The following is a 20183-nucleotide window of genomic DNA, read 5'->3' as shown; positions in this document are numbered from 1 at the left end:
CCCCCCTATATTTAGACATAAAACCAGACTAAAATATGTTAAAGCAGTTAGAGCTTACAATAAAACCTAGGAATATAGGGCTTTTAATAACATTTTTTTAACCTCGATCACATTTTTATCCGCCAAGTTGTGCTATTAAGCCGATTCCGGATGAAATTGATGACGACAAGCTTTATTACAACATTGATAATGCTGATCGTGTCGATAAAAAGCCAACGGATAACCGCACTTCGGACAAGATTGCGCTTCGGGTTTGTGCGCCAAATTAAAACGGCAGGCAGGAAATTGATCACAACCATAAAACACCTTGCCCTGCCGCCCGCGCCGCGCCACCAAATGCCCTTTTTTACACGACGGGCAGGCGAGTTCCGCTTCACTCTCGGGCGGGTTTTGGCTTTCGTCATGGGCAATATAGTGGCAATCGGGAAAATGGCTACAGCCGATAAACATGCCGTAATGCCCCTGTTTCAGCACCAACGCATTGCCGCATTCGGGACAGGCTTGCGGCAACACTTTCAGCACCTTGCTTTCGCTGTGTTGCAACGGCTTGAGGTAATCACAGTTCGGATATGCGCTACAGCCCAAAAACAGCCCTTTTTTCCCCTGCCGCAACTGCAACGCCGCACCGCACTTCGGACAAAGTTCGGTATGGCGTGGGGTTTCAAAAAGCGGTCGTTTATGCATAGAGTTGCCGTTGATAAGTGATAAATACGGCTATCTTATCCTGAATTGAATTTTTCGGCAAAAGTGCGGTTCTTAAATCAATTATTATTTTAAAAACAAACTTGTTTAAATCCGACAATACCCCCCACTGACACTCCGAATCACGCCCTCTAATTCCAATTCCAACAGTTGTGACAGCACGTTGGTGATCGGTAAATTGGCGGCGGTGGCGAGGTCGTCGGGGCTGATCGCTTGGAAACCGATATAGCGGTAGAGTTCGGGATGGCTGACTTCCTGTTTTGGCTGCGTTGCTACCGGTTTTTCTACTGACTTCGGCACAACGTCAGGCTGTTTTTTGGGCGGTGCGGCAAGTGCGGTGTAAGGCGAATAGTCGCGGCTTAGGTTTTCCAAAATATCTTGATAACTCTCCACCAGCAATGCACCCTGTTTAATCAAAGCGTGGCAGCCGCGGCTGAATTGGTTTTGAATTGCGCCGGGCAGGGCGAACACATCGCGGTTTTGTTCGAGGGCATAACGGGCGGTGATTAACGAACCGCTCTTGATGTCGGCTTCAACCACCAAGGTTGCCAAACTCAAACCACTGATGATCCGATTGCGACGCGGGAAATTTTCCGCCAACGGCGCTTGATCGGGGATAAATTCGCTGACTAACGCGCCTTGCTCGATAATCTGTTGCGCCAGTCGGCAGTTGCGTTTCGGGTAAAGCTGATTTAAACCGCTGCCGAGCACCGCAATGGTTTTGCCGCCGCTGTCGAGGGCGGCTTGGTGGCTGTAACTGTCGATACCCAACGCCATGCCACTGGTAATCACCAAGCCGTGCTGGCTGAGTTGCGAGGCAAAATAGCGCGCCCAATATTCGCCATAATCGGAACAATGGCGGCTGCCGACCATTGCAATTTGCCGCTCACCCAACAAAGTGCGGTCGCCTTGCAGATATAACAATAACGGTGCAGAACCGCTCTGTTTCAGTAGATAAGGATAATCTTCATCAAAAATTGTCATCACCTGATTGACCGCACTTTGCGCCTGCCACGCCAAAACCGGTTCAATATATTCCTGCTTCGGCTGCAACCAACGCTGAATTTGCGCCGCATTCCAGCCCAACGCTGCCAATTCGGGGGAGCGATAATTCAAAAGATCGGTCATCGCTACGCGTTTTAATAAACGTAGTACCGCACTTGCGCCCAGTTGCGGAATTTGATTTAAACGAAGTAATAGTTCTAACGGCATTGGGATCATCTTCACAAAAGAAAAAACGGTGAGTGATTTTCTCAAACCTCACCGTTTTTGCCTTATCACACAGATTATTTTTGGAATGGGGATCGCAAAATCCGTTAAAGCCGAAACAGTTTCGCCATTGCTATTGCAATAGCACCGCCGAGTAAGGTGGCGATAAGGCGATGTTCGGTGGTGGCAATCGGATCGCCATGACCGAGCGCAATCAACAATACAATGGTGGCAGAGACCATAAAACTGAACAGCCCATAGTGCGCCCGTTGCATTGCCAATGCGCCGGCAACGGTTAAAAGCAGAAAAAAGACCAATATCGGCAAGTTATCGTGAAAAGCATAAATCAGCAAAGTTGCCACCACACAGCCGAGCAATGTACCGATTAAACGGTTAATACCGCGTGTGAGCGTGGCTTGTGCAACCGGACGGAGAATCAAAAATGCCGACATCGGCGCCCAGTAGTCATTTTTTAAACCGAAATATTGCGCACTGTATAAGGCTGCGGCAACGGCAAGAGCGATCGCCACCACAAAGCGCCAAGATTGATTCTTGGCAATCGGCGGACTATCGGGCAGTGGTGCGGCATTTTTCGGGCTTAAATGCGCAAACAACATCGTACAGCCGATTTGCAACAGCCCGCCAAACAACACCGCCAGTGCGCGTAAAGCGGCGTGTTCGCTGTGGTTTGGGTAGTAACCGGCAATCATAAACGCCACGCCGACCTGCAACATCACCCACCATAAACTGTTGTCGTAACTTGCCAACGCGGCACAGGCGGCGGCTAAAAGTGCGGTTAAGATCAGCATTAACGGCGGATGAAAGCCGGCTATCGAGCCGATAAAGGCGGCAACCGCCATGCCCAACACCGCCGCCAACATCGCGCCCCAACGCCGTTTGCCCAAGGTGCGCGCGGCACCAAAGGCAACTGAAAACGCGGCACCCAACATCACCATCAACTGCGTGCCATTGAATATGCCGCTGAGGGTCAGAACTAAAATAATACCCGGCACGCCTAAAAAGGCTTCACGCCAATAAATTGCGCCGCACCACGCGGAAATATCATTCTTCCACACAATCACTCAACACCGGTTTATCATCTTGCTCCAAGAAGGCGCTGTTGCCTTTGGTGTAAAGTTTATAGGCATGATGTTGATCAATCGAGGCGTAATTGGCGCCGGATGCCATCGGCATAATGTTCATCGGGATCATCTCGCCGCCCTGATTAATCACGGCATAATTTACATCAGGAGCGTTCATATACACTACTTCCAATACCTTGTTATCTTTACAGCTGTACCGTTGTTTGTATATGGCACTGTCGCTTTGCGGTGATTGCGCCGCCGGCGTATTTTTCGCGCCGCTGTTTTCAATCGTAATCGTCAAGGAATACGGCGATTGCGCGCCACGGCGGGCAAAGGTGCGCATTTGCAGTACCCGCACTTCATATTTACCACTTTGCGGCAGCACATAATTGTCTCCGGCAACGAAATTATCTTGTCCGAACAGCACCACTTCGGCGTGCGCCTTGGTGTCCAAATCCACTTTCAGTACTTGCCCTTGTTTGGCGGTGAAGAAATAGCTGTCATACTCGCTGCCTTTGATTTTGCCACTGTAAGTCGCGGCAGTTTGTCCTTTTTTAAACTGCACTTGCGTATCGGCCGCATACGCCGTCGACAAGCCGGCGAAAAGTGCGGTTGCGGTTAACAGCGCAATAAATGTTTTTTTAAACATAATCATTCCCCTTAATAAAATTCCCTTTAATAAAATAACTGCTTAGTTTAGACCACAGCAAATGCGATTGGTTGTCAAAGCAAGCGGATATTTCTTTATCGCGTAAAAATCGCTACAATAACCGATTAACTATAACACAAACAAAATAGAGAAACGATTATGAGCATTTTAGCGGTTGTCAAATATCCTGATGAGCGGCTGCGCACCAAAGCCGTACCGGTGGCGGAGGTGAACGATGAAATCCGCCGGATTATTGACGATATGTTCGACACCATGTACCACGACGAAGGTATCGGCTTGGCGGCGACACAGGTGGATATTCATCAACAAATCATTACCATTGATATCGAAGGCGATAAACAAAATCAGATTGTGTTGATTAATCCCGAAGTGCTTGCCGCTTCCGGCGAAACCGGGATTGAAGAAGGCTGTTTGTCGATTCCCGGCTGTCGCGGGCTTGTGCCGCGCAAGGAAAAAATCACGGTCAAAGCCTTGGATCGCCACGGCAAAGAATTCACCCTTGAAGCCGACGAACTGCTGGCAATCTGCATTCAGCATGAAATCGATCACCTCAACGGCGTGCTGTTTGTCGATTATTTATCGCCGCTGAAACGGGATCGCATTCGACAAAAAATGGAAAAACAAAACCGTTTAGCCGCGAAAGCAAAATAAGCCGAACCTCTCGCTTGAGAGGTTCAGGCTGATGACAAAGTCCCTTTCTCTAATCATTTCTCTCCCTCCGTATACGGAGGGAGAGAAGTAAGTTTGTCAGCAATCTCAACCTCTCATTTTTTTCTCTATTTTGAGGAGTGCATAACCGATGAGCAAACCATTAAATATTATCTTTGCCGGCACGCCGGAATTCGCAGCACAGCATTTGCAAGCCTTACTCGACAGCCGCCATAATGTGATCGCAGTGTATACCCAACCGGACAAACCGGCCGGGCGCGGTAAAAAATTGCAGCCAAGTGCGGTCAAACAACTGGCGCAACGGCATAACTTGCCGGTTTACCAGCCGAAATCGTTGCGTAACGCCGAAGCACAACGGCAACTTGCCGCACTGAATGCCGATGTGATGGTGGTGGTGGCATACGGTCTGCTGCTGCCGCAAGCGGTATTGGACGCACCGCGCTTAGGCTGTTTGAACGTGCACGGTTCATTGTTACCACGTTGGCGTGGCGCAGCGCCGATTCAAAGAGCGGTCTGGGCAGGCGATTCGGAAAGCGGCGTCACCATTATGCAGATGGATCTTGGCCTCGACACCGGCGATATGCTGCACAAAGTCCGTTGCCCGTTGGCGGCTGACGAAACGTCCGCCTCGTTGTACCATAAACTGGCACGGCTTGCGCCGCCCGCATTGTTGGCGGTATTAGATAATTTGGACAACGGACAGTTCACGCCGGAAAAGCAGGACGAAAACAGCAGCAACTATGCGCAAAAGTTAAGCAAAGAAGAGGCCAAACTGGATTGGCAACTGCCGGCGGCACAATTGGAACGCTGTATCCGTGCCTTTAACCCGTGGCCGATCAGCTATTTTGTCACCGAAGATGAAAAACGGCAGCCGCAAACGATCAAAGTCTATCAAGCCAATGTGCTGCCGCATGTGGATCAACCGGCGGGTACGATTTTGGCGGCGGACAAACACGGCATTCAAATTGCCACCGCCGACGGCGTGTTAAACCTGACCCAATTGCAACCGGCAGGCAAAAAGCCGATGTCCGCGCAGGATCTGCTCAACTCGCGCCGTGAGTGGTTTACGCTCAACCGCACTTTGGTTTAATTAGGCTTAATTATGAATAAAATCAAAACATCCCAATCCCTTTCCGCCCGCGCCGCGGCGGCGCAGATTTTACTGCAAGTGCTCGATCAGGGTAAATCGTTGTCGGCGCTGTTACCGGAAGCCGCAAACCACGTGAAAGCGCAAGATCTGCCGTTGCTGCAAGCGATCTGTTTCGGCGTATGCCGCACTTTGCCGCGCTTAGAGCGGATTATCGGCTTATTGGTGCAAAAACCGCTGAAAGGCAAAACCCGAATTGTACATTGTCTGCTGTTGGTCGGCTTGTATCAATTGCTGTATCTGCGCATTCCGTCGCATGCCGCGGTTGATGAAGTGGTGAACGCCGGCAAGAGCCTGAAAGCCGATGGTTTCCGGTCGTTGTTAAATGGCGTTCTGCGCCGCTTTTTGCGTGAACAAGACGCCATTTTGGCGGTGGTGGATAAGCATTGGCAAACCCTGCACCCGGAATGGCTGGTTAATCGCTTAAAACAAGATTACCCGGAGCAATGGCGTGAGATTGTCGAAGCCAATAATCAACAACCGCCGATGTGGCTGCGGGTGAATCAACGGCATTGTTCAAGCCAAGATTATGTACGGTTGCTGAATGCACAAGGCATTGCCGCCGAAAGCGGTACGCCGGATTGCGCCATTCGTTTGCAAAGTGCGGTCGGGGTGAAACAGCTACCGCACTTTGAGCAAGGTTGGGTGACGGTACAAGACAGCCACGCACAATGGGCGGCGTTACTGCTCGATCCACAAAACGGTGAAACAGTGCTCGATGCCTGTGCCGCGCCGGGCGGCAAAACCACCCATATTTTAGAGCGTGCGCCGCAAGCCAAGGTGATGGCGTTGGACATTGAAGCCGGCCGTTTGCAACGGGTGAAAGACAATCTACGGCGGCTAAACCAACAGGCGGAAATTGTGTGCGGCGACGCGTCACAGCCGCAACAATGGCTCGCCGACGGGGTGCAGTTTGATCGGATTTTGCTTGACGCGCCTTGCTCGGCAACCGGCGTGATCCGTCGCCACCCGGATATTAAATGGTTACGTCAGGCACAAGATATTGACGGACTGAGCCAACTGCAACAACAGATTCTGACCGCACTTTGGGCTCGCTTAAAAGTCGGCGGCACCTTGGTTTATGCCACCTGTTCGGTTCTGAAACAAGAAAATCAGCAACAAATCGAGGCGTTTTTGGCACAACATCGCAACGCAAAACTAGAGGTGATTTTCGGGCAGCCTGAGGCAAGCGGGCGGCAATTTTTACCGCAAGCCGATGGCGGCGACGGTTTTTATTATGCTAAATTAAGCAAAACAGCATAAAACAAGAGAAACAGGTATGAAAATCATCATTCTCGGTGCCGGGCAAGTCGGCGGCACGCTGGCGGAAAATTTGGTCAGCGAAGATAACGATATTACCGTGATTGACAGCAACCAAGAACGGTTAAATACGTTGCAAGATAAATTCGACCTGCGCGTCATTCTCGGCAACGGTTCGTCACCGCGCGTGTTGCGCGAAGCCGGCGCGGCCGATGCCGATATGTTGGTGGCGGTTACCAGTTCCGATGAGAACAATATGGTCGCCTGTCAAATCGCTTACACCCTATTCGGCACGCCGAGCAAAATTGCGCGTATTCGCGAAAACGAATATATCCGCGAGAAAGAGAAGCTATTCCAAGCCGATGTGATCCCGATTGACCATATTATCGCACCGGAAAAATTGGTGATTGATGACATTGCCCGTTTAATTGATTATCCCGGCGCGTTGCAAATCGCCCATTTTGCCGACGGGCGGATTAGCTTGGTCGCCGTCAAAGCCTACTACGGCGGTCCGTTGGTCGGTTATGCCATTTCGGCACTGAAAGAGCATTTACCGCACTTGGACGCGCGCATTGTTTCGATTACCCGTCAGGAGCGTTATATCCGCCCGCAAGCCTCGACCATTATCGAAGCCGGTGACGAAGTGGTGTTTATCTGTGCCACGCCGTATATCCGTGCGGTGATGAGTGAATTGCAACGTTTGGAACGCCCGTATCGGCGGGTGATGATTATCGGCGGCGGCAATATCGGCGCAGGTCTTGCCAAATACCTGGAAGATCGCTGCCGCGTCAAACTGATTGAACGCAATCCGCAACGGGCGGAGCAATTAGCGGAAAAATTGTCGAAAACCATGGTGTTTGCCGGCGACGCTTCCGATCAAGCGCTGTTGTTTGAAGAACATATTGAAAATATTGATGTGTTTATTGCGCTCACCAGCGACGACGAAGCCAATATTATGGCGGCACTGTTGGCAAAACGGCTGGGTGCGACCAAAGCAATGGTGCTGATTCAACGGATTGCCTATTTAAATCTGATTCAAGGCGGCACCATTGACATCGGTTTTTCCCCGCAACAAGCCACCATTTCCGCCCTGCTCGGACACGTGCGCAAAGGCGACGTGCGCAATGTGGCGACGCTACGCAAAGGTAATGCCGAAGCGATTGAAATCGTGGCACACGGTGACCGCGACACCTCGCATATTGTCGGGCGTAAAATCAGCGAATTAAAACTGCCAAGCGGCTGTACCATCGGCGCAATTTTACGTAATGAGCAAGTGATAATCGCCGGTAATCATTTAATCATCGAAGACAACGATCATGTCGTGTTGTTCCTAAACGATAAAAAGCAAGTGCCGGAAATCGAAAAACTATTCCAACCGACGCCGTTCTTTATTTGATATTTAAAAGTTATTCATTTTTCGATAAAAATCGATTTGTAATTTAAAATGTAAAATTTAAAAAATATAACTTTACATCTGACAAAGGATAACTATAATACGCAGCTATATTGTTTTGATTAACTTTTATACAATTTATTTTTATATTTCAATAGAGGATTTGGTTATGAGTATGCTCAAAGAATTTCGTGAATTCGCCATGCGCGGTAATGTGGTCGATATGGCTGTCGGTGTGATCATCGGCGGTGCATTCGGTAAAATCGTCAGCTCTTTGGTTGGCGACGTGGTTATGCCGGTTTTGGGCATTTTCACCGGCGGCGTGGATTTCAAAGATATGCATATCGTGTTACAGCAAGCGGTCGGCGAAACCCCGGCTGTCACCTTAAACTACGGCGCATTTATCCAAAATGTGTTTGACTTTATCATCGTTGCCTTCGCCATCTTTATGATGATCAAAGCGTTGAACAAATTAAAACGCGAACAACCGCCTGCAGAAGAAGCGCCGGCCGAACCTTCGACCGAAGAAAAATTATTGACTGAAATCCGTGATTTATTGAAAAAATAATCACTAAACCAGCTAAAAAAACGCCTCGACATGATCTGACCCCAAAAAGTTGGACTGCTTAATGAACGGATTGAGTTCGATATTGTATCGGGCTTAATCCTTTTAATCTTACTTGAATTCGTTCAGTATTGTAATACTGCATATATTGATGAATAGCCTGCTCAATGTCATCTGCCGTATCAAATTGCCGAACATAAAAACATTCTGTCTTCAGCCTGCCGAAAAACTTTCCATTGCGCCATTATCTAAGCAGTTTCCCTTTCTTGACATACTGATTTGAATTTGATTATCTGCCAATATCTTGCGATAAGACGGCATTTGATACTGCCGGCCTTGGTCTGAATGTAATATCGGCGTTGCCTCCTTCGGGAGCTTATTCACGGCTTGTCGCAACATCTGCTCAACCGGCGCCCGGTTTGGACGACGACCAAGTTGATAGGCAATCACTTCATTATTAAATAAGTCTAAAATCGGCGATAAATACACTTTATTGCCGTCTTTCGCTTTGAATTCAGTGACATCGGTCACTAACTTCTCGTAAGCATTTTCCGCCGTAAAATGACGTACTAACAGATTATCAGCAATTCGACCCACTTCACCTCTGTAAGAACAATATTTCCGTTTTTTCCTCCCTTTCACCTGTAAGCCCATAATCTGAATCAAACGTTGCACCTTTTTGTGATTGACCGTACCGAGTGCCAATGTCACTCGGCGATAGCCATACTGTGGATTCTCTCGTTTAATTTGACGGATTTCCGCTTTTAAATCGGCCTCTTTATCTGTCTTCGGTTGTTGATGGTAAAAGTAAGTGCTTCGGGCTAACTTAATGATATCTAATAATAAATTAAGCGGAAAATCACCGCTTAAGGCTTTAACAATTTCTGCCTTTCGGCTTCGTCTTTCAGGGATAACTCTATCGACTTTTTTAGAATAGCCACCTCCGCGCGTAAACGCAGATTCTCTTGTTCGAGTTCTTCTAAACCCGTCAGTGGTTTTGTCTGTTTTTTGGGTTTCTTGGGTTTATTCACGGTTGGTCGTCCTTTGGGTTTATCAATCAGTCCATTTATGCCAAATTTTTTGAACCGTTGCAACCATTGATAAACAACACTGCCGTTTGATACGCCCAATTTCAGTGCAATTTGGTCAAAGGTCAGTTCGGTGTGTTGTATATATTCAATGGCTTTCAGTTTATCTTCAAGCCTATATTTTCGTGGTATATGTAGGACGGCTAGCCCATCAAGACCGGAATACTGATATTGTGCAACCCAGTGACGAATACAGCGTGGTGCAACTTGAAGGTGTTTTGATGTTTGACTGAGAGATTGAGCATGTTGAAAGTAATATTCAACTGTGTGTTGTTTAAATGCTTGGGTATATTTAGTCATAAAAATCTGCACCTTAGTCAGTTAGTTTTGCAGTCCAACTTTTGGGGTGCAGATCACTTTTTTTGCGGGGATTTTAGGTATTGTTTATCACTAATCTGAGCTGATTTTTTGAACATCTATAGATAAAACAGAGAGTTAAACGACAAAACTTTAATTGTTGAAAGATAATTTTGTGAACAGGCTCACTGAAATAAAAATTAATATCAATAACAATTAATCGCTTCTTAAGAGCATGCTGGCTAGTTTTATCATAGGAAGATAATTATAACCATAAAGAACTATCGTTATCTTGATAGTTTAATTATTATCTAAATCTAGAAGGATATAGTATGAAAATATTAAGCTTAAACGAATACACACAAATTTCTGGTGGTTGGGGTAGTTTTAAAATATGGTGGATATAATGAAAAAATTACTTGGCAAGATTCATATGAAAGATGATATGAAAATTTTAATTAAATTCTTATTTAGTATACTGGTTATGGTACCTATACTATCCAAAGCAAATGATAAACTAATATATAGTTCTGATTTTAAAAGTGAATATTATTTATATGATGTCTCTATTAACCAAAAAAAATACCGTTTTATGCTTGATACAGGGAGTGGCTTCACAGTTTTAGATACAAAAATTGCTGATGAAGTCAGCAAAAAAATTACAGAGCAAGACTATTATTTGCCAGTAACCAAATTAATATCTGCACATAATCATAAAAATGATATACAATACTACCATAGTCCAACAATATTTTTAGGGCAAGAGCAAATTTATACAAGTGCAGTTATTGCATTAGATCTTAGTCATCTTGAAGCCGTTCTTGGGGAAAAAATTGATGGTATTTTAGGTATTGATGTTTTTAACCAGTTTATTTGGGAAGTGGATAATCATAATGGTAAGTTGAATATTTATAAAGATAAAAAGATTAAGAAAGATTATAAAAATGTTATAAGCTATAGAGCAGACGACTATCCTTATTTTAAATTATATAAAAAGAATAAGTCTAAAGATCTGAATAAACAGTGGATTACATTACATTTTGCATTAGATACGGGAGCAGTCAACTCATCTCTTGATCCTATTATCAAAAATCATATAATAGTGAATAACTATAATAATAAAAACTTAATAAGAAACTCAGTTGATTTTATGAATAAAACAGAATTTTCTGACTTGGTTTTTGTACAGGATTTAGAATTTGGTAATGAGCCACCGATTAAAAGGATGAATTTTATTTATAGTAAGATAAATAAAAATCTATTAGGTCTTGATTTCTTTGATCGGTTTGATAGATTTATCTTTTATCCTTTTAAGCAAAAGTTTTACTATAACGAAATGTCATCTAATTCTGACCCAGAGCCACGACGAATGATTGGTGTTAAAAATAATGATGGGTTAATTGAGCTTGTATATAATGATCAAATTTATTTAAACTCTTTTGGTTTGGAAAATGGTGATGTTATTGAGCTAGTCAATAATAAAAAATATACATCTCAAGAAATTCATTTGGTTAGAAAAATCCTTAATTTATCTAAAGACGTGCATTTAAAAGTAAAGCGCGGGGATAAAATATTATTTCTTATATTAGACTAAGCGATATAGTGTTATAGATTAAACAATTAATATAACCAATCTTATTCAACTATCCCAATCAATTCCAAACTGTTGTACAAGTGCGGTTCTGCCCAGTGGGGTGATATGTAATATTCTGCTGTCTCTTTGTTTTACAACCCATTGTTGTTTAACAAAATATTCTGCGAGTAGTGTGCCTAAATGCCCTGCGAGGTGAGGAGTTCTTTCGCTCCAGTCAAGGCATTTGACTGCCATTTTACGTTTAACCTTTTGTCCCGATTGTAAAATTTCGGCTTGTTGTAGCCATTTATAACCAAGAGCGGTAATTTGCACCTCTTTATTGTCACTAGTGCTTTGAATATATTGCAAATGATGTAATTTTTGATACAGTGCCACGCCTAATTTTCCGGCAAGATGATTGTAGCAAAAACGTGCTTGACACATCGCTTCTTGCGGCAATTTTCGTTTCACTTTCACCGTTGGCGCAAGATAGAGCATGGTTTCAAGAATTTGTGCCACTTCTTCATTTGCTAAAGCAAAATATTTAAACCGCCCTTGTGGAAAACAGCTAATTAATTGACTATCAAGTAAAATTTTTAAATGCGCTGTTGCTGCCGCAGGTTGAATATCGGCACTGTATGCCAACTCTTTAGCAGTAAAATACCGCCCTTCAAGCATTAGTAATAACATGGATAAACGAATTTTATTGCCTAACGCGCTAGCTATTTGATTTATTGCCATCTTTTTATCACCGTTTAAAACTTTCTTAACTGTTTCGATTTGAACAAAACGCTTGTCATTATTAATCTTAGTTTTTTACTGATTATAAAACAAAATGTATGAACAAACTCACATTATCTTATTTTCACAGCAGTTTAGGTTTTTGGCTTACTTCGTTTTTAATTCCATTGATGGTGCTGGATCTGACGGGTTCAGCCTTAACGGTTTCTGTTTCCTACGCGCTGAATATTGTGCCTTATCTGTTGCTTACTCCGTTTTCTGGCGTGCTGGGCGATTGGCTTAACCGAAAAAAATTGATTATGTGGTGTGAATTGCTATGTGCGATTTGTGCATTATGCCTGTTTATTGCTATCGGCATTGAACAAAATATCACTATTCTGCTGTTCTTTGGGTTTTTAATTTCATCGCTTTCGGCATTTCACCACCCGATTTTTCAAGCCATTATTCCCGATCTGTTTGCGAAAGAAAAAATACAGCACGTTAATGCCAATATCGGTATGATTGATAGCTTGGTTGGGATTATTGCGCCGGCTTTATTAGGCATTATTTTGTTGAGTGTCGAGAAGAATAGTTTACTGTTATTTATTGCTTTTTGCTATTTAATTTCTTTTATTTCCATTGGCTTAATTGCCTATCAACCGCACTTGCAAAAAGCAACGATATCGATACAAGGAATTTTTACTGCGTTTTATGAGGGCGTGCACTATGTTTATCAACAAACGGAATTGCGCAATATTGCGATACTGTTTTTCTTTATTAATATCGGCATACGCTTGATTTTTCCAAATTTAATTTGGATTTATTCCCATCAATTTAACCTTGCCGAACAAGATCTCTCTTTTCTATTTATTTTAATCGGTTTTGGCGCAGTGATTGGGGCAAAAATAGGCGGTGTTATTATTGGGAAATTCAGTGATATTACGATTATTGCTACGGCTTCGTTGATTATCGGTTTGTGTAGTTTGAGCTTAATTTTTGCACCAAGTGCGGTAACCCATGCCTTATTTTGGGCATTATCCTCATTGGTACAATCCGTTATTGTGGTGACCTTTTTCACTTATCGACAAAAAGTGACCGCACCTTTTATTTTAAGCCGTGTCATTGCGGTCACTCGGCTTATTTCCTATTTCGCCATTCCGATAGCGGCATTATCCGGCGGTTGGATTGTTCAGTATTTTAATAGCACAATGCCGATTTATCTTGCCAGTGGTTTCATTATTTTTATGAGTTTAGCCGTTTTTCTGCGTATTCATCAGCGCGTTAAAAAGCCGATTAAAACTGTGTTATGATGGGCGCACGATAAAATAATTGGCAATATCAACAATGGCAAAATCAAATTATATTACACGCAACGGCTGGAATACGCTTGATCAAGAACTGAAATTTCTTTGGCGTGAGGAACGCCCAAAAGTCACACAGGCGGTTTCCGAGGCGGCGGCGTTGGGCGATCGCAGTGAAAATGCGGAATATATTTACGGCAAACGCCGTTTGCGCGAAATTGACCGCCGCGTGCGATTTTTAAGCAAGCGTTTGGATGTATTGCAAATCGTCGATTATCACCCAAAGCAAGAGGGCAAGGTGTTTTTCGGCGCTTGGGTTGAACTGGAAGATCCGGCGGGCGAGGTGAAACAGTACCGCATTGTCGGCTGTGATGAATTTGATCCGCATAAAAACTGGATTTCGATTGACTCACCGGTGGCGCGCGCCTTAATCGGCAAAGCGGTTGATGATGAAATCAAGGTGCACACCCCGTCCGGCGAGGCGTTTTGGTATATCAATAAGATTTGGTATCAGGCGGATTAAGCCAAAGTGCGGTCTGGGTTATTATTTAACGTTCGTAGAAAAATCGGTTGATACAGCGCTTGGCGGCTTAAGCGCGCACCGATTTTTTTGATAGCGACAAAGGCAAGTGCGGTCATCGCCACTATGAACAGTGCAAGCAACAACTCATTTTCTACATACAGCGAACCGATCAAGGTGGAAAGCAAAAGTGCGGTCAGCGGCACGATATACAACAGCAGCGCCGATAAAATCATCGATTTTTCCTGCAAGCCGATTTCGATCAGATCGCCTTTTTGCAACCGCTCCGGCACGGCAAGCTCAACTAGCAAGCTGCCTTCGTTTTTACTGCCGTTCAGTTCCGACAGCGCCGCCGCACCGCAACCGGCTTGCGCGGCGCAACCACTGCAACCTTTTTTGGTTTCACAGCGCACACTGGCAATGCCGTTGCGATAATCCAGTACCCGTGCAGTTTCGACTAACATGTTTAGTTTGCTCCGGTATCAAAGCGCAGATCTTTCACAATTTGTTTAGCCGTGAGCAACGGAATTTGCCCGATTAGCGTAACCTCACGGTTACCCTGGGTTTCGCTGTAAATGGTGTTGCCCGCCTGCTGCCAATAATTTTCACCGAGCTGATCACGAATATCATGATTGATATATAAATTGAATGAGAACAGCCCGTCACTGAACATTGCACTTTCCAACGAACCGATCTCGGTTTCATAGCGCTCATGCTTGACCAATTCAAATCCCGGCGGCAGCCAGGTCAGCGTCCAGGTCGGCTGTGCTTCCGCTTCCCCTTGCACACTGATCAGCGGCGGCAGGTTCAGCTGTTGCAATAAGCCGATCAGACTATGCGCATTACTGCTTTGTTGCAAATCAATCACACGGAATTGCTCCAGCAATTCGCCGTTGCGATCCAACATATCGCTGCGCAACAACAGCTTACTCTGCTCTTCCAACCACAGGACATACTGATAGCGGAAGCCGTCTTTCGGTAGCAGGCGAATCACTTGCGCGATCCGATCCGCCACCCGGGTTTTACCGGCATCGATAAAATCATAATAGTGTTGCAAGCGTTGATAATCCGCATAAGCCACATTCGGAATATTATCCAGAATATGGCTGCCGCGAATACTGAACGGCTGATAACCGCCGCCGTAGTAGCTGATAATTTCATCGCGCTGGATAATTTCCTGCTGCACCCCGTCCAGCGCCGAAAGTTGCGCATAGTGGCGCTGATTGGAAAAAACGTGACGGTATTGGTAACTGTTGACTTGGGAAGGTAAAATCTGAATGAACGACATTTCATAATTACTGCTGCGCCACGCTTGCGTCATCTGCTGCAGCTGCGCTAACAAGCTATGGCGCGGCGCGGTATCTTGCGACGGTGACAGCGGCATATTTTGTTCAGACTGCACCTCTGCCGCCAGCGGCAACGGTAACATTACTGTCAATAACATCAGTAATTTTAATGGCTTCATCATTCGTGTAAACTCAAAACGGCTAAAACAAATTCACCACCGAACGGTGGTGAAAAATTTTTGACAACAACAGACTTATTCATGTGTCGCAGAAGCACTCAGCGGCTGACTGGTACGGCGCTGCAATTCATAATTTTGCAACATCATATTAATTCGTTTGCTTTGCTGTTCCATTTGCGCTTGGGTCGGCACTTCCTGACTCGGCGCATTATAACTCACTTGTTGGATACTATCGGTAAACGGCAGGGTTTGCAGCACCGGATTTTCCGCAATCACCACGCCGCTCTCGCTTTGCAGGTAGGATTGCACCCCGAATACCGCCACTAAGCAAACACTGGCGGCAACCGCCACTTGGGTGAACGGACTAAGCCAATTTTTCAATTTTTGCATTAACGGTAATGCCGCAGCCTGTGGCGACACTGGTTGCAGTGCCGCTTGCAGGGTTGGCTCTGCTTCAATTAAACTTGCCATTTTTGCGGTAAAGTCCGCGTCTAAGAACACCGACGTTTCTTGACGGACTACACTGCGAACCAAATGGTAGCGATTCCATGCTTGCTGAAGTTCTTCATCTTGACACAGGGTATCAAGCAAATGATCGTTTTGATATTCCCCGTCCAGATAAGCTGAAAGTAACTCTTTTTGCATTTTAATCTACTCCGCTATTTCTTTGATTTAATCCAATAGGTCTTCATATTAATGAATCAGAGGTGAAATTTTACCATCGATAATTTCGCGCGCCCTGAAAATCCGCGAACGAACCGTTCCGACCGGGCAATCCATAATCTCAGCAATTTCTTCGTAACTCAATCCCTCTAACTCCCTCAATGTAATTGAGGTTTTTAATTCTTCCGGTAGGGCGGCAATGGTTTCGAATACCACCTTTTTCAATTCCGCCGACAACATCAAGTTTTCCGGGGTGTCTACGTTTCTTAAATTATCACCCGCATCATAGGTTTCCGCATCTTCCGCCTGAATATCTTCGCTGGGCGGACGCCGCCCTTGCGCGGTAAGATAATTTTTCGCCGTATTCACCGCAATCCGGTACAGCCATGTATAAAATGCGCTGTCGCCGCGAAACAGTTCCAAAGAGCGGTAAGCCTTGATAAAGGTTTCCTGTACCACATCCGGGATATCGTTCGGCGAAATATAGCGCGTCAATAACCCGGCAACTTTATTCTGATGGCGTGCGACCAACAAATTAAATGCTTTTTTATCCCCTTGCTGTGCCTTTTCTACCAGAGCCTGATCTGTTAGTTGTTCACTCATCAGAAGTGAATCTCCTTACCTCATAGTACGCTAACAATCCAATTGCAATGACAGCAGGTCGGTCTAATGAATTAGAGTGCGGCATTTTTTAAAAGTTCAATTTTTATAAAAATTATCTTAATTATTTCTTAATTTTTGCTTAAATGGGCTTGAATCAACTTCACCATCTCATCCAGCGCGGGAGTCGGTGCGGTTTGCTGGTTCATCAGCCACCGGAACAACTCGGGATCGCTATAGTCCAATAATTCGACAAACGTTGCCTTTTGCGCCTCGGACAGTTGTGCGAAACAGTTTTGGTAAAACGGCATAATCATAAAATCCAGCTCCAACATCCCGCGCCGACACGCCCACGCCAGTTTTAATTGATTGTATTCGCTCATGTTTCGCCCCTTTTTTCTCTGACCGCACTTTATAGCCCTGCTTTATTCGAATGCGGCAAATCATACCATATTTAATCCGAATCACAGGCATAAAAAAACCCGATCTTAAATCGGGCTTTTTCGTTAGTAACAAAAATTACTTAATTTTTGCTTCTTTATAAATAACGTGCTTGCGAACAACAGGATCATATTTTTTGATCTCCATTTTCTCAGGCATATTACGTTTGTTTTTGGTTGTAGTGTAGAAATGACCTGTTTCAGCAGTAGAAACCAGTTTGATTTTCTCACGTGCGCCTTTGCTTGCCATAATTCAGATCCTTAGAATTTTTCGCCTTTGGCACGCAAGTCAGCTAACACTGCATCGATGCCTTTTTTATCAATAATACGCATACCTTTCGCAGTTAAGCGCAAAGTTACGAAACGGTTTTCACTTTCAACCCAGAAACGGTGGGTGTGAAGGTTAGGTAAGAAACGACGACGAGTCGCGTTCATTGCGTGCGAACGGTTGTTGCCAACTGCCGGACGCTTGCCTGTGACTTGACAGACTCTAGACATGGTTAATTCTCCAATAAAACTTAATTAGCTCGAGCTTCGTGGTTCGGATCCCGCTAGCGGTAACCTCGTCAGGTACATAACCCGACCCACGCCAATATTAAAGGTGGAGGATTATACCATTTTTTTATCACGACTCAAGCAGAAAAACCGATTAAATTGTATTTTTCTCCGACAAAGGATCGTTGACGGGATCATTGATCCGCTTCGTTTTATAGCCAGCCCAGCTCGCAAAAAGAACGGTAACAACCGTGCCCGATCACAAAATGATCCAACACCCGCACGTCGATCAACTCACAGGCGCGTTGGATCTTGCGCGTGATGTCGCGATCAGCGTCGCTTGGTTCAGCGATACCGGACGGATGATTATGCGCCAAAATCAATGCCGCCGCGTTGCAGTCAAGTGCGGTTTTGACAATCTCGCGCGGGTGGATATAGGCGCTGTTGATACTGCCGAGAAACATCTGTTCTTGCTTAATCAGGCGGTGCTGGCTGTCCAAAAACAGCACCAGAAACACTTCGCGTTGGCGCTGCTCCAGCTCGCTTTGCAAGTATAACCGCACGTTATCCGAATCATTAAACTGAATTTGATACTGTAACTCCTGCTGTAGATAGCGTCTTGTCATCTCTTTGCTCGCCTGTAATTGGATAAATTGGGTCACGCCCAAGCCTCTCATTCGGCAAAATGCCTGTTGATCGGCGTTCAACAAGCGTCGCAACGAGCCGAAATGTTGCAGCACCTGCTGTGCCAGTTCCATCACCGGACAGCCTTTAATCCCGGTGCGTAAAAATATTGCCAATAGTTCCTGATCGGATAAAGCTTCGCAGCCATATTGCAACAACTTTTCCCGCGGCATTAACTCATTCATTTTCTTTATTTTTTCCTTTAACTTATTTTCTATCACAATGGCTGAAAAGGGGCAAAAAGAGAACCGGCGCACAGAATTTTTGCGATCTGGAATCCAAATTTTAATTTTTAACGTTTTTTGCCACGTTACACTCGCGAACAATTAGCCGAAGGCGAAAAATTACAGTAAAATAAATGCGCAAAATCGAGCGAATTTAACAGGGAATAACATGCACAGTCTGAACGGAAAACATCTTGTCATCGGCATTAGCGGCGGCATTGCCGCGTATAAAAGCATTGAGCTGATCCGCCTGCTGCGCAAAGCGAATGCGGAAGTGCGGGTGGTGTTGACCAAGGCGGCGAGCCATTTTATCACGCCCCTGACCTTGCAGGCGATTTCCGGCAATCCGGTCGCCGATTCCCTGCTCGATCCGCAAGCCGAATTGTCAATGGGGCATATTGAGTTGGCAAAATGGGCGGATCTGATCGTCATCGCACCAACAACGGCGGATCTTGCTGCGCGATTGGCAACGGGCATGGCGAATGATTTACTGACTACAGTTTGTTTGGCGACCAACGCACCGATTTTACTCGCGCCGGCAATGAACCAACAAATGTATCGCCAAACAGTGGTACAGCAGAATCTCAATATGTTACAACAACGTGGCGTTCAGCTGATCGGTCCGAATTCCGGCGAACAGGCGTGCGGCGATGTCGGCGCAGGGCGCATGTCCGAACCGAGCGAAATTTTTGCCGAAATTGCGAAGCTATGCCAAGTGCGGTCGGCACAGCCGTTTGCCGGTTTGAACGTGGCGATTACCGCCGGCCCGACCCGCGAGGCGATTGATCCGGTGCGGTTTATTAGCAACCACAGCTCCGGCAAAATGGGCTTTGCACTGGCACGCGCCTTTGCCGAGCAAGGGGCGGAAGTCAGTTTGATTGCCGGACCGGTTAATCTGCCGACACCGCAAAATGTGCAACGTTATGATGTGGAATCGGCACAACAAATGCACGATCTCACCCTTTCCCTTGCGCCTCGGCAAGATATTGTGATCGGCTGCGCGGCAGTCGCCGATTACCGCATGCAAACGGTTGCTGCGCAAAAAATCAAAAAAACCGACGACAGCGATCAAATGCTGTTAAAACTGGTGAAAAATCCGGATATTATTGCCGCGGTGGCAGCGTTATCGGACAACCGTCCTTTTGTGGTCGGTTTCGCCGCCGAAACCCAAGCGGTGGAAGAATATGCACTGAAAAAATTACACGCTAAAAATCTGGATATGATTTGCGCCAACGATGTTGCCGCGCAGGGACAAGGCTTTAACAGCGAACAAAACGCCCTGAGCGTGTTATGGAAAACCGGGCAGCAACAGTTACCGCTCACGGATAAATACCGTTTAAGTCAGCAACTGGCAGACTTAATCGTGCAACAATACCGCCTTACTCAAACGGCTTAATAACGAGAAGATAAAAC

Annotated in this window: 22 protein-coding genes and 1 pseudogene; 9 read left to right on the top strand and 14 right to left on the bottom strand. The window is 45.6% G+C overall.

Annotated features, from left to right (window positions below; translation table 11 throughout):
* Positions 1-135: 135 nt before the first annotated feature.
* The 4 genes from ACQ31U_RS05770 to ACQ31U_RS05755 form a co-directional block, all read right to left on the bottom strand.
* Positions 136-684: a topoisomerase DNA-binding C4 zinc finger domain-containing protein gene (locus ACQ31U_RS05770; RefSeq protein WP_431054121.1), complete on the bottom strand. Its 549-nt coding sequence runs from the start codon at positions 682-684 to the stop codon at positions 136-138.
* Positions 685-789: 105 nt separating this feature from the next.
* Positions 790-1914, bottom strand: a complete 1125-nt coding sequence (gene dprA / locus ACQ31U_RS05765; protein WP_431054120.1) for a DNA-processing protein DprA — start codon at positions 1912-1914, stop codon at positions 790-792.
* Between the two features lie 104 nt (positions 1915-2018).
* The gene (locus ACQ31U_RS05760; RefSeq protein WP_431054119.1) at positions 2019-2987 is read right to left on the bottom strand and encodes an FUSC family protein; all 969 of its coding nucleotides are present in this window, start codon (positions 2985-2987) and stop codon (positions 2019-2021) included.
* Entirely contained in the window at positions 2974-3645 is a 672-nt protein-coding gene (locus ACQ31U_RS05755) for an MliC family protein (protein ID WP_431054118.1), read from the bottom strand. Before ACQ31U_RS05755 ends, ACQ31U_RS05760 begins: the two co-directional genes overlap by 14 nt.
* A gap of 159 nt (positions 3646-3804) precedes the next feature.
* Here ACQ31U_RS05755 and def point away from each other — a divergent pair, with 159 nt between their 5' ends.
* From def to mscL, 5 genes are all read left to right on the top strand, one after another.
* A complete protein-coding gene (gene def, locus ACQ31U_RS05750) occupies positions 3805-4317 on the top strand; it encodes a peptide deformylase (RefSeq protein WP_431054117.1) in 513 nt (170 codons plus the stop codon).
* 148 nt (positions 4318-4465) lie between these two features.
* Positions 4466-5425, top strand: a complete 960-nt coding sequence (gene fmt, locus ACQ31U_RS05745) for a methionyl-tRNA formyltransferase (RefSeq protein ID WP_431054116.1) — start codon at positions 4466-4468, stop codon at positions 5423-5425.
* Positions 5426-5437: 12 nt separating this feature from the next.
* The gene (gene rsmB / locus ACQ31U_RS05740) at positions 5438-6745 is read left to right on the top strand and encodes a 16S rRNA (cytosine(967)-C(5))-methyltransferase RsmB (RefSeq protein ID WP_431054115.1); all 1308 of its coding nucleotides are present in this window, start codon (positions 5438-5440) and stop codon (positions 6743-6745) included.
* 16 nt (positions 6746-6761) lie between these two features.
* Complete coding sequence (trkA, locus tag ACQ31U_RS05735; RefSeq protein WP_431054114.1) at positions 6762-8138, top strand: Trk system potassium transporter TrkA; 1377 nt, start codon at positions 6762-6764, stop codon at positions 8136-8138.
* A gap of 166 nt (positions 8139-8304) precedes the next feature.
* On the top strand, positions 8305-8703 hold the full coding sequence (mscL, locus tag ACQ31U_RS05730) for a large-conductance mechanosensitive channel protein MscL (protein ID WP_431054113.1): 399 nt from the start codon (positions 8305-8307) through the stop codon (positions 8701-8703).
* A gap of 58 nt (positions 8704-8761) precedes the next feature.
* Here mscL and ACQ31U_RS05725 read toward each other — a convergent pair.
* A pseudogene (locus ACQ31U_RS05725) lies at positions 8762-10088 on the bottom strand (IS3 family transposase).
* 403 nt (positions 10089-10491) lie between these two features.
* Between ACQ31U_RS05725 and ACQ31U_RS05720 the strand changes: the two are divergent.
* Positions 10492-11679: an aspartyl protease family protein gene (locus ACQ31U_RS05720; protein WP_431054112.1), complete on the top strand. Its 1188-nt coding sequence runs from the start codon at positions 10492-10494 to the stop codon at positions 11677-11679.
* A 45-nt stretch (positions 11680-11724) separates the two neighbouring features.
* On the opposite strand, the gene ACQ31U_RS05715 is transcribed toward ACQ31U_RS05720, so the two are convergent.
* A complete protein-coding gene (locus ACQ31U_RS05715) occupies positions 11725-12399 on the bottom strand; it encodes an ArsR/SmtB family transcription factor (protein WP_431054111.1) in 675 nt (224 codons plus the stop codon).
* Between the two features lie 98 nt (positions 12400-12497).
* On the opposite strand from ACQ31U_RS05715, the gene ACQ31U_RS05710 reads away from it, so the two are divergent.
* Positions 12498-13688, top strand: coding sequence for an MFS transporter (locus ACQ31U_RS05710; RefSeq protein ID WP_431054110.1), 1191 nt, complete (start codon positions 12498-12500; stop codon positions 13686-13688).
* Between the two features lie 34 nt (positions 13689-13722).
* Complete coding sequence (gene greB, locus ACQ31U_RS05705) at positions 13723-14202, top strand: transcription elongation factor GreB (RefSeq protein ID WP_431054109.1); 480 nt, start codon at positions 13723-13725, stop codon at positions 14200-14202.
* Here the strand turns inward: greB and ACQ31U_RS05700 are convergent.
* The 8 genes from ACQ31U_RS05700 to radC all read right to left on the bottom strand — a co-directional run bounded on the left by ACQ31U_RS05700 (position 14199) and on the right by radC (position 18731).
* Entirely contained in the window at positions 14199-14663 is a 465-nt protein-coding gene (locus ACQ31U_RS05700; RefSeq protein WP_431054108.1) for a SoxR reducing system RseC family protein, read from the bottom strand. The genes greB and ACQ31U_RS05700 overlap by 4 nt on opposite strands.
* 2 nt (positions 14664-14665) lie before the next feature.
* Positions 14666-15667 (bottom strand): MucB/RseB C-terminal domain-containing protein, encoded by a 1002-nt coding sequence (locus ACQ31U_RS05695; protein WP_431054107.1) that lies wholly within the window; start codon positions 15665-15667, stop codon positions 14666-14668.
* Between the two features lie 72 nt (positions 15668-15739).
* Positions 15740-16309 carry a sigma-E factor negative regulatory protein gene (locus ACQ31U_RS05690; RefSeq protein ID WP_431054106.1) on the bottom strand — a complete coding sequence of 190 codons (570 nt, stop codon included), beginning with the start codon at positions 16307-16309 and terminating at the stop codon, positions 15740-15742.
* Positions 16310-16357: 48 nt separating this feature from the next.
* Positions 16358-16930 (bottom strand): RNA polymerase sigma factor RpoE, encoded by a 573-nt coding sequence (gene rpoE, locus ACQ31U_RS05685; protein WP_431054105.1) that lies wholly within the window; start codon positions 16928-16930, stop codon positions 16358-16360.
* 128 nt (positions 16931-17058) lie between these two features.
* Complete coding sequence (locus ACQ31U_RS05680; protein ID WP_431054104.1) at positions 17059-17310, bottom strand: succinate dehydrogenase assembly factor 2; 252 nt, start codon at positions 17308-17310, stop codon at positions 17059-17061.
* Positions 17311-17446: 136 nt separating this feature from the next.
* Positions 17447-17617, bottom strand: a complete 171-nt coding sequence (gene rpmG / locus ACQ31U_RS05675; RefSeq protein WP_034615495.1) for a 50S ribosomal protein L33 — start codon at positions 17615-17617, stop codon at positions 17447-17449.
* Positions 17618-17628: 11 nt separating this feature from the next.
* On the bottom strand, positions 17629-17865 hold the full coding sequence (gene rpmB, locus ACQ31U_RS05670) for a 50S ribosomal protein L28 (RefSeq protein ID WP_431054103.1): 237 nt from the start codon (positions 17863-17865) through the stop codon (positions 17629-17631).
* 209 nt (positions 17866-18074) lie between these two features.
* Positions 18075-18731: a RadC family protein gene (gene radC, locus ACQ31U_RS05665; RefSeq protein WP_431054102.1), complete on the bottom strand. Its 657-nt coding sequence runs from the start codon at positions 18729-18731 to the stop codon at positions 18075-18077.
* Positions 18732-18939: 208 nt separating this feature from the next.
* Between radC and coaBC the strand changes: the two genes are divergently transcribed.
* Positions 18940-20166: a bifunctional phosphopantothenoylcysteine decarboxylase/phosphopantothenate--cysteine ligase CoaBC gene (gene coaBC / locus ACQ31U_RS05660; RefSeq protein ID WP_431054101.1), complete on the top strand. Its 1227-nt coding sequence runs from the start codon at positions 18940-18942 to the stop codon at positions 20164-20166.
* The last annotated feature ends 17 nt before the right edge of the window (positions 20167-20183 follow it).

The sequence above is a fragment of the Testudinibacter sp. TW-1 genome, assembly GCF_050613185.1.
GTDB lineage: Bacteria > Pseudomonadota > Gammaproteobacteria > Enterobacterales > Pasteurellaceae > Chelonobacter.
This window is presented reverse-complemented; position numbering and strand designations above follow the sequence as displayed.

Excerpts from the sequence above, each read along its gene's own strand:
- ACQ31U_RS05770 (WP_431054121.1), bottom strand. The coding sequence starts at position 684 with ATGCATAAACGACCGCTTTTTGAAACCCCACGCCATACCGAACTTTGT.
- dprA (WP_431054120.1), bottom strand. The coding sequence starts at position 1,914 with ATGCCGTTAGAACTATTACTTCGTTTAAATCAAATTCCGCAACTGGGC.
- ACQ31U_RS05755 (WP_431054118.1), bottom strand. The coding sequence starts at position 3,645 with ATGTTTAAAAAAACATTTATTGCGCTGTTAACCGCAACCGCACTTTTC.
- def (WP_431054117.1), top strand. The coding sequence starts at position 3,805 with ATGAGCATTTTAGCGGTTGTCAAATATCCTGATGAGCGGCTGCGCACC.
- fmt (WP_431054116.1), top strand. The coding sequence starts at position 4,466 with ATGAGCAAACCATTAAATATTATCTTTGCCGGCACGCCGGAATTCGCA.
- rsmB (WP_431054115.1), top strand. The coding sequence starts at position 5,438 with ATGAATAAAATCAAAACATCCCAATCCCTTTCCGCCCGCGCCGCGGCG.
- trkA (WP_431054114.1), top strand. The coding sequence starts at position 6,762 with ATGAAAATCATCATTCTCGGTGCCGGGCAAGTCGGCGGCACGCTGGCG.
- mscL (WP_431054113.1), top strand. The coding sequence starts at position 8,305 with ATGAGTATGCTCAAAGAATTTCGTGAATTCGCCATGCGCGGTAATGTG.
- ACQ31U_RS05720 (WP_431054112.1), top strand. The coding sequence starts at position 10,492 with ATGAAAAAATTACTTGGCAAGATTCATATGAAAGATGATATGAAAATT.
- ACQ31U_RS05715 (WP_431054111.1), bottom strand. The coding sequence starts at position 12,399 with ATGGCAATAAATCAAATAGCTAGCGCGTTAGGCAATAAAATTCGTTTA.
- ACQ31U_RS05710 (WP_431054110.1), top strand. The coding sequence starts at position 12,498 with ATGAACAAACTCACATTATCTTATTTTCACAGCAGTTTAGGTTTTTGG.
- greB (WP_431054109.1), top strand. The coding sequence starts at position 13,723 with ATGGCAAAATCAAATTATATTACACGCAACGGCTGGAATACGCTTGAT.
- ACQ31U_RS05700 (WP_431054108.1), bottom strand. The coding sequence starts at position 14,663 with ATGTTAGTCGAAACTGCACGGGTACTGGATTATCGCAACGGCATTGCC.
- ACQ31U_RS05695 (WP_431054107.1), bottom strand. The coding sequence starts at position 15,667 with ATGATGAAGCCATTAAAATTACTGATGTTATTGACAGTAATGTTACCG.
- ACQ31U_RS05690 (WP_431054106.1), bottom strand. The coding sequence starts at position 16,309 with ATGCAAAAAGAGTTACTTTCAGCTTATCTGGACGGGGAATATCAAAAC.
- rpoE (WP_431054105.1), bottom strand. The coding sequence starts at position 16,930 with ATGAGTGAACAACTAACAGATCAGGCTCTGGTAGAAAAGGCACAGCAA.
- ACQ31U_RS05680 (WP_431054104.1), bottom strand. The coding sequence starts at position 17,310 with ATGAGCGAATACAATCAATTAAAACTGGCGTGGGCGTGTCGGCGCGGG.
- rpmG (WP_034615495.1), bottom strand. The coding sequence starts at position 17,617 with ATGGCAAGCAAAGGCGCACGTGAGAAAATCAAACTGGTTTCTACTGCT.
- rpmB (WP_431054103.1), bottom strand. The coding sequence starts at position 17,865 with ATGTCTAGAGTCTGTCAAGTCACAGGCAAGCGTCCGGCAGTTGGCAAC.
- radC (WP_431054102.1), bottom strand. The coding sequence starts at position 18,731 with ATGAATGAGTTAATGCCGCGGGAAAAGTTGTTGCAATATGGCTGCGAA.
- coaBC (WP_431054101.1), top strand. The coding sequence starts at position 18,940 with ATGCACAGTCTGAACGGAAAACATCTTGTCATCGGCATTAGCGGCGGC.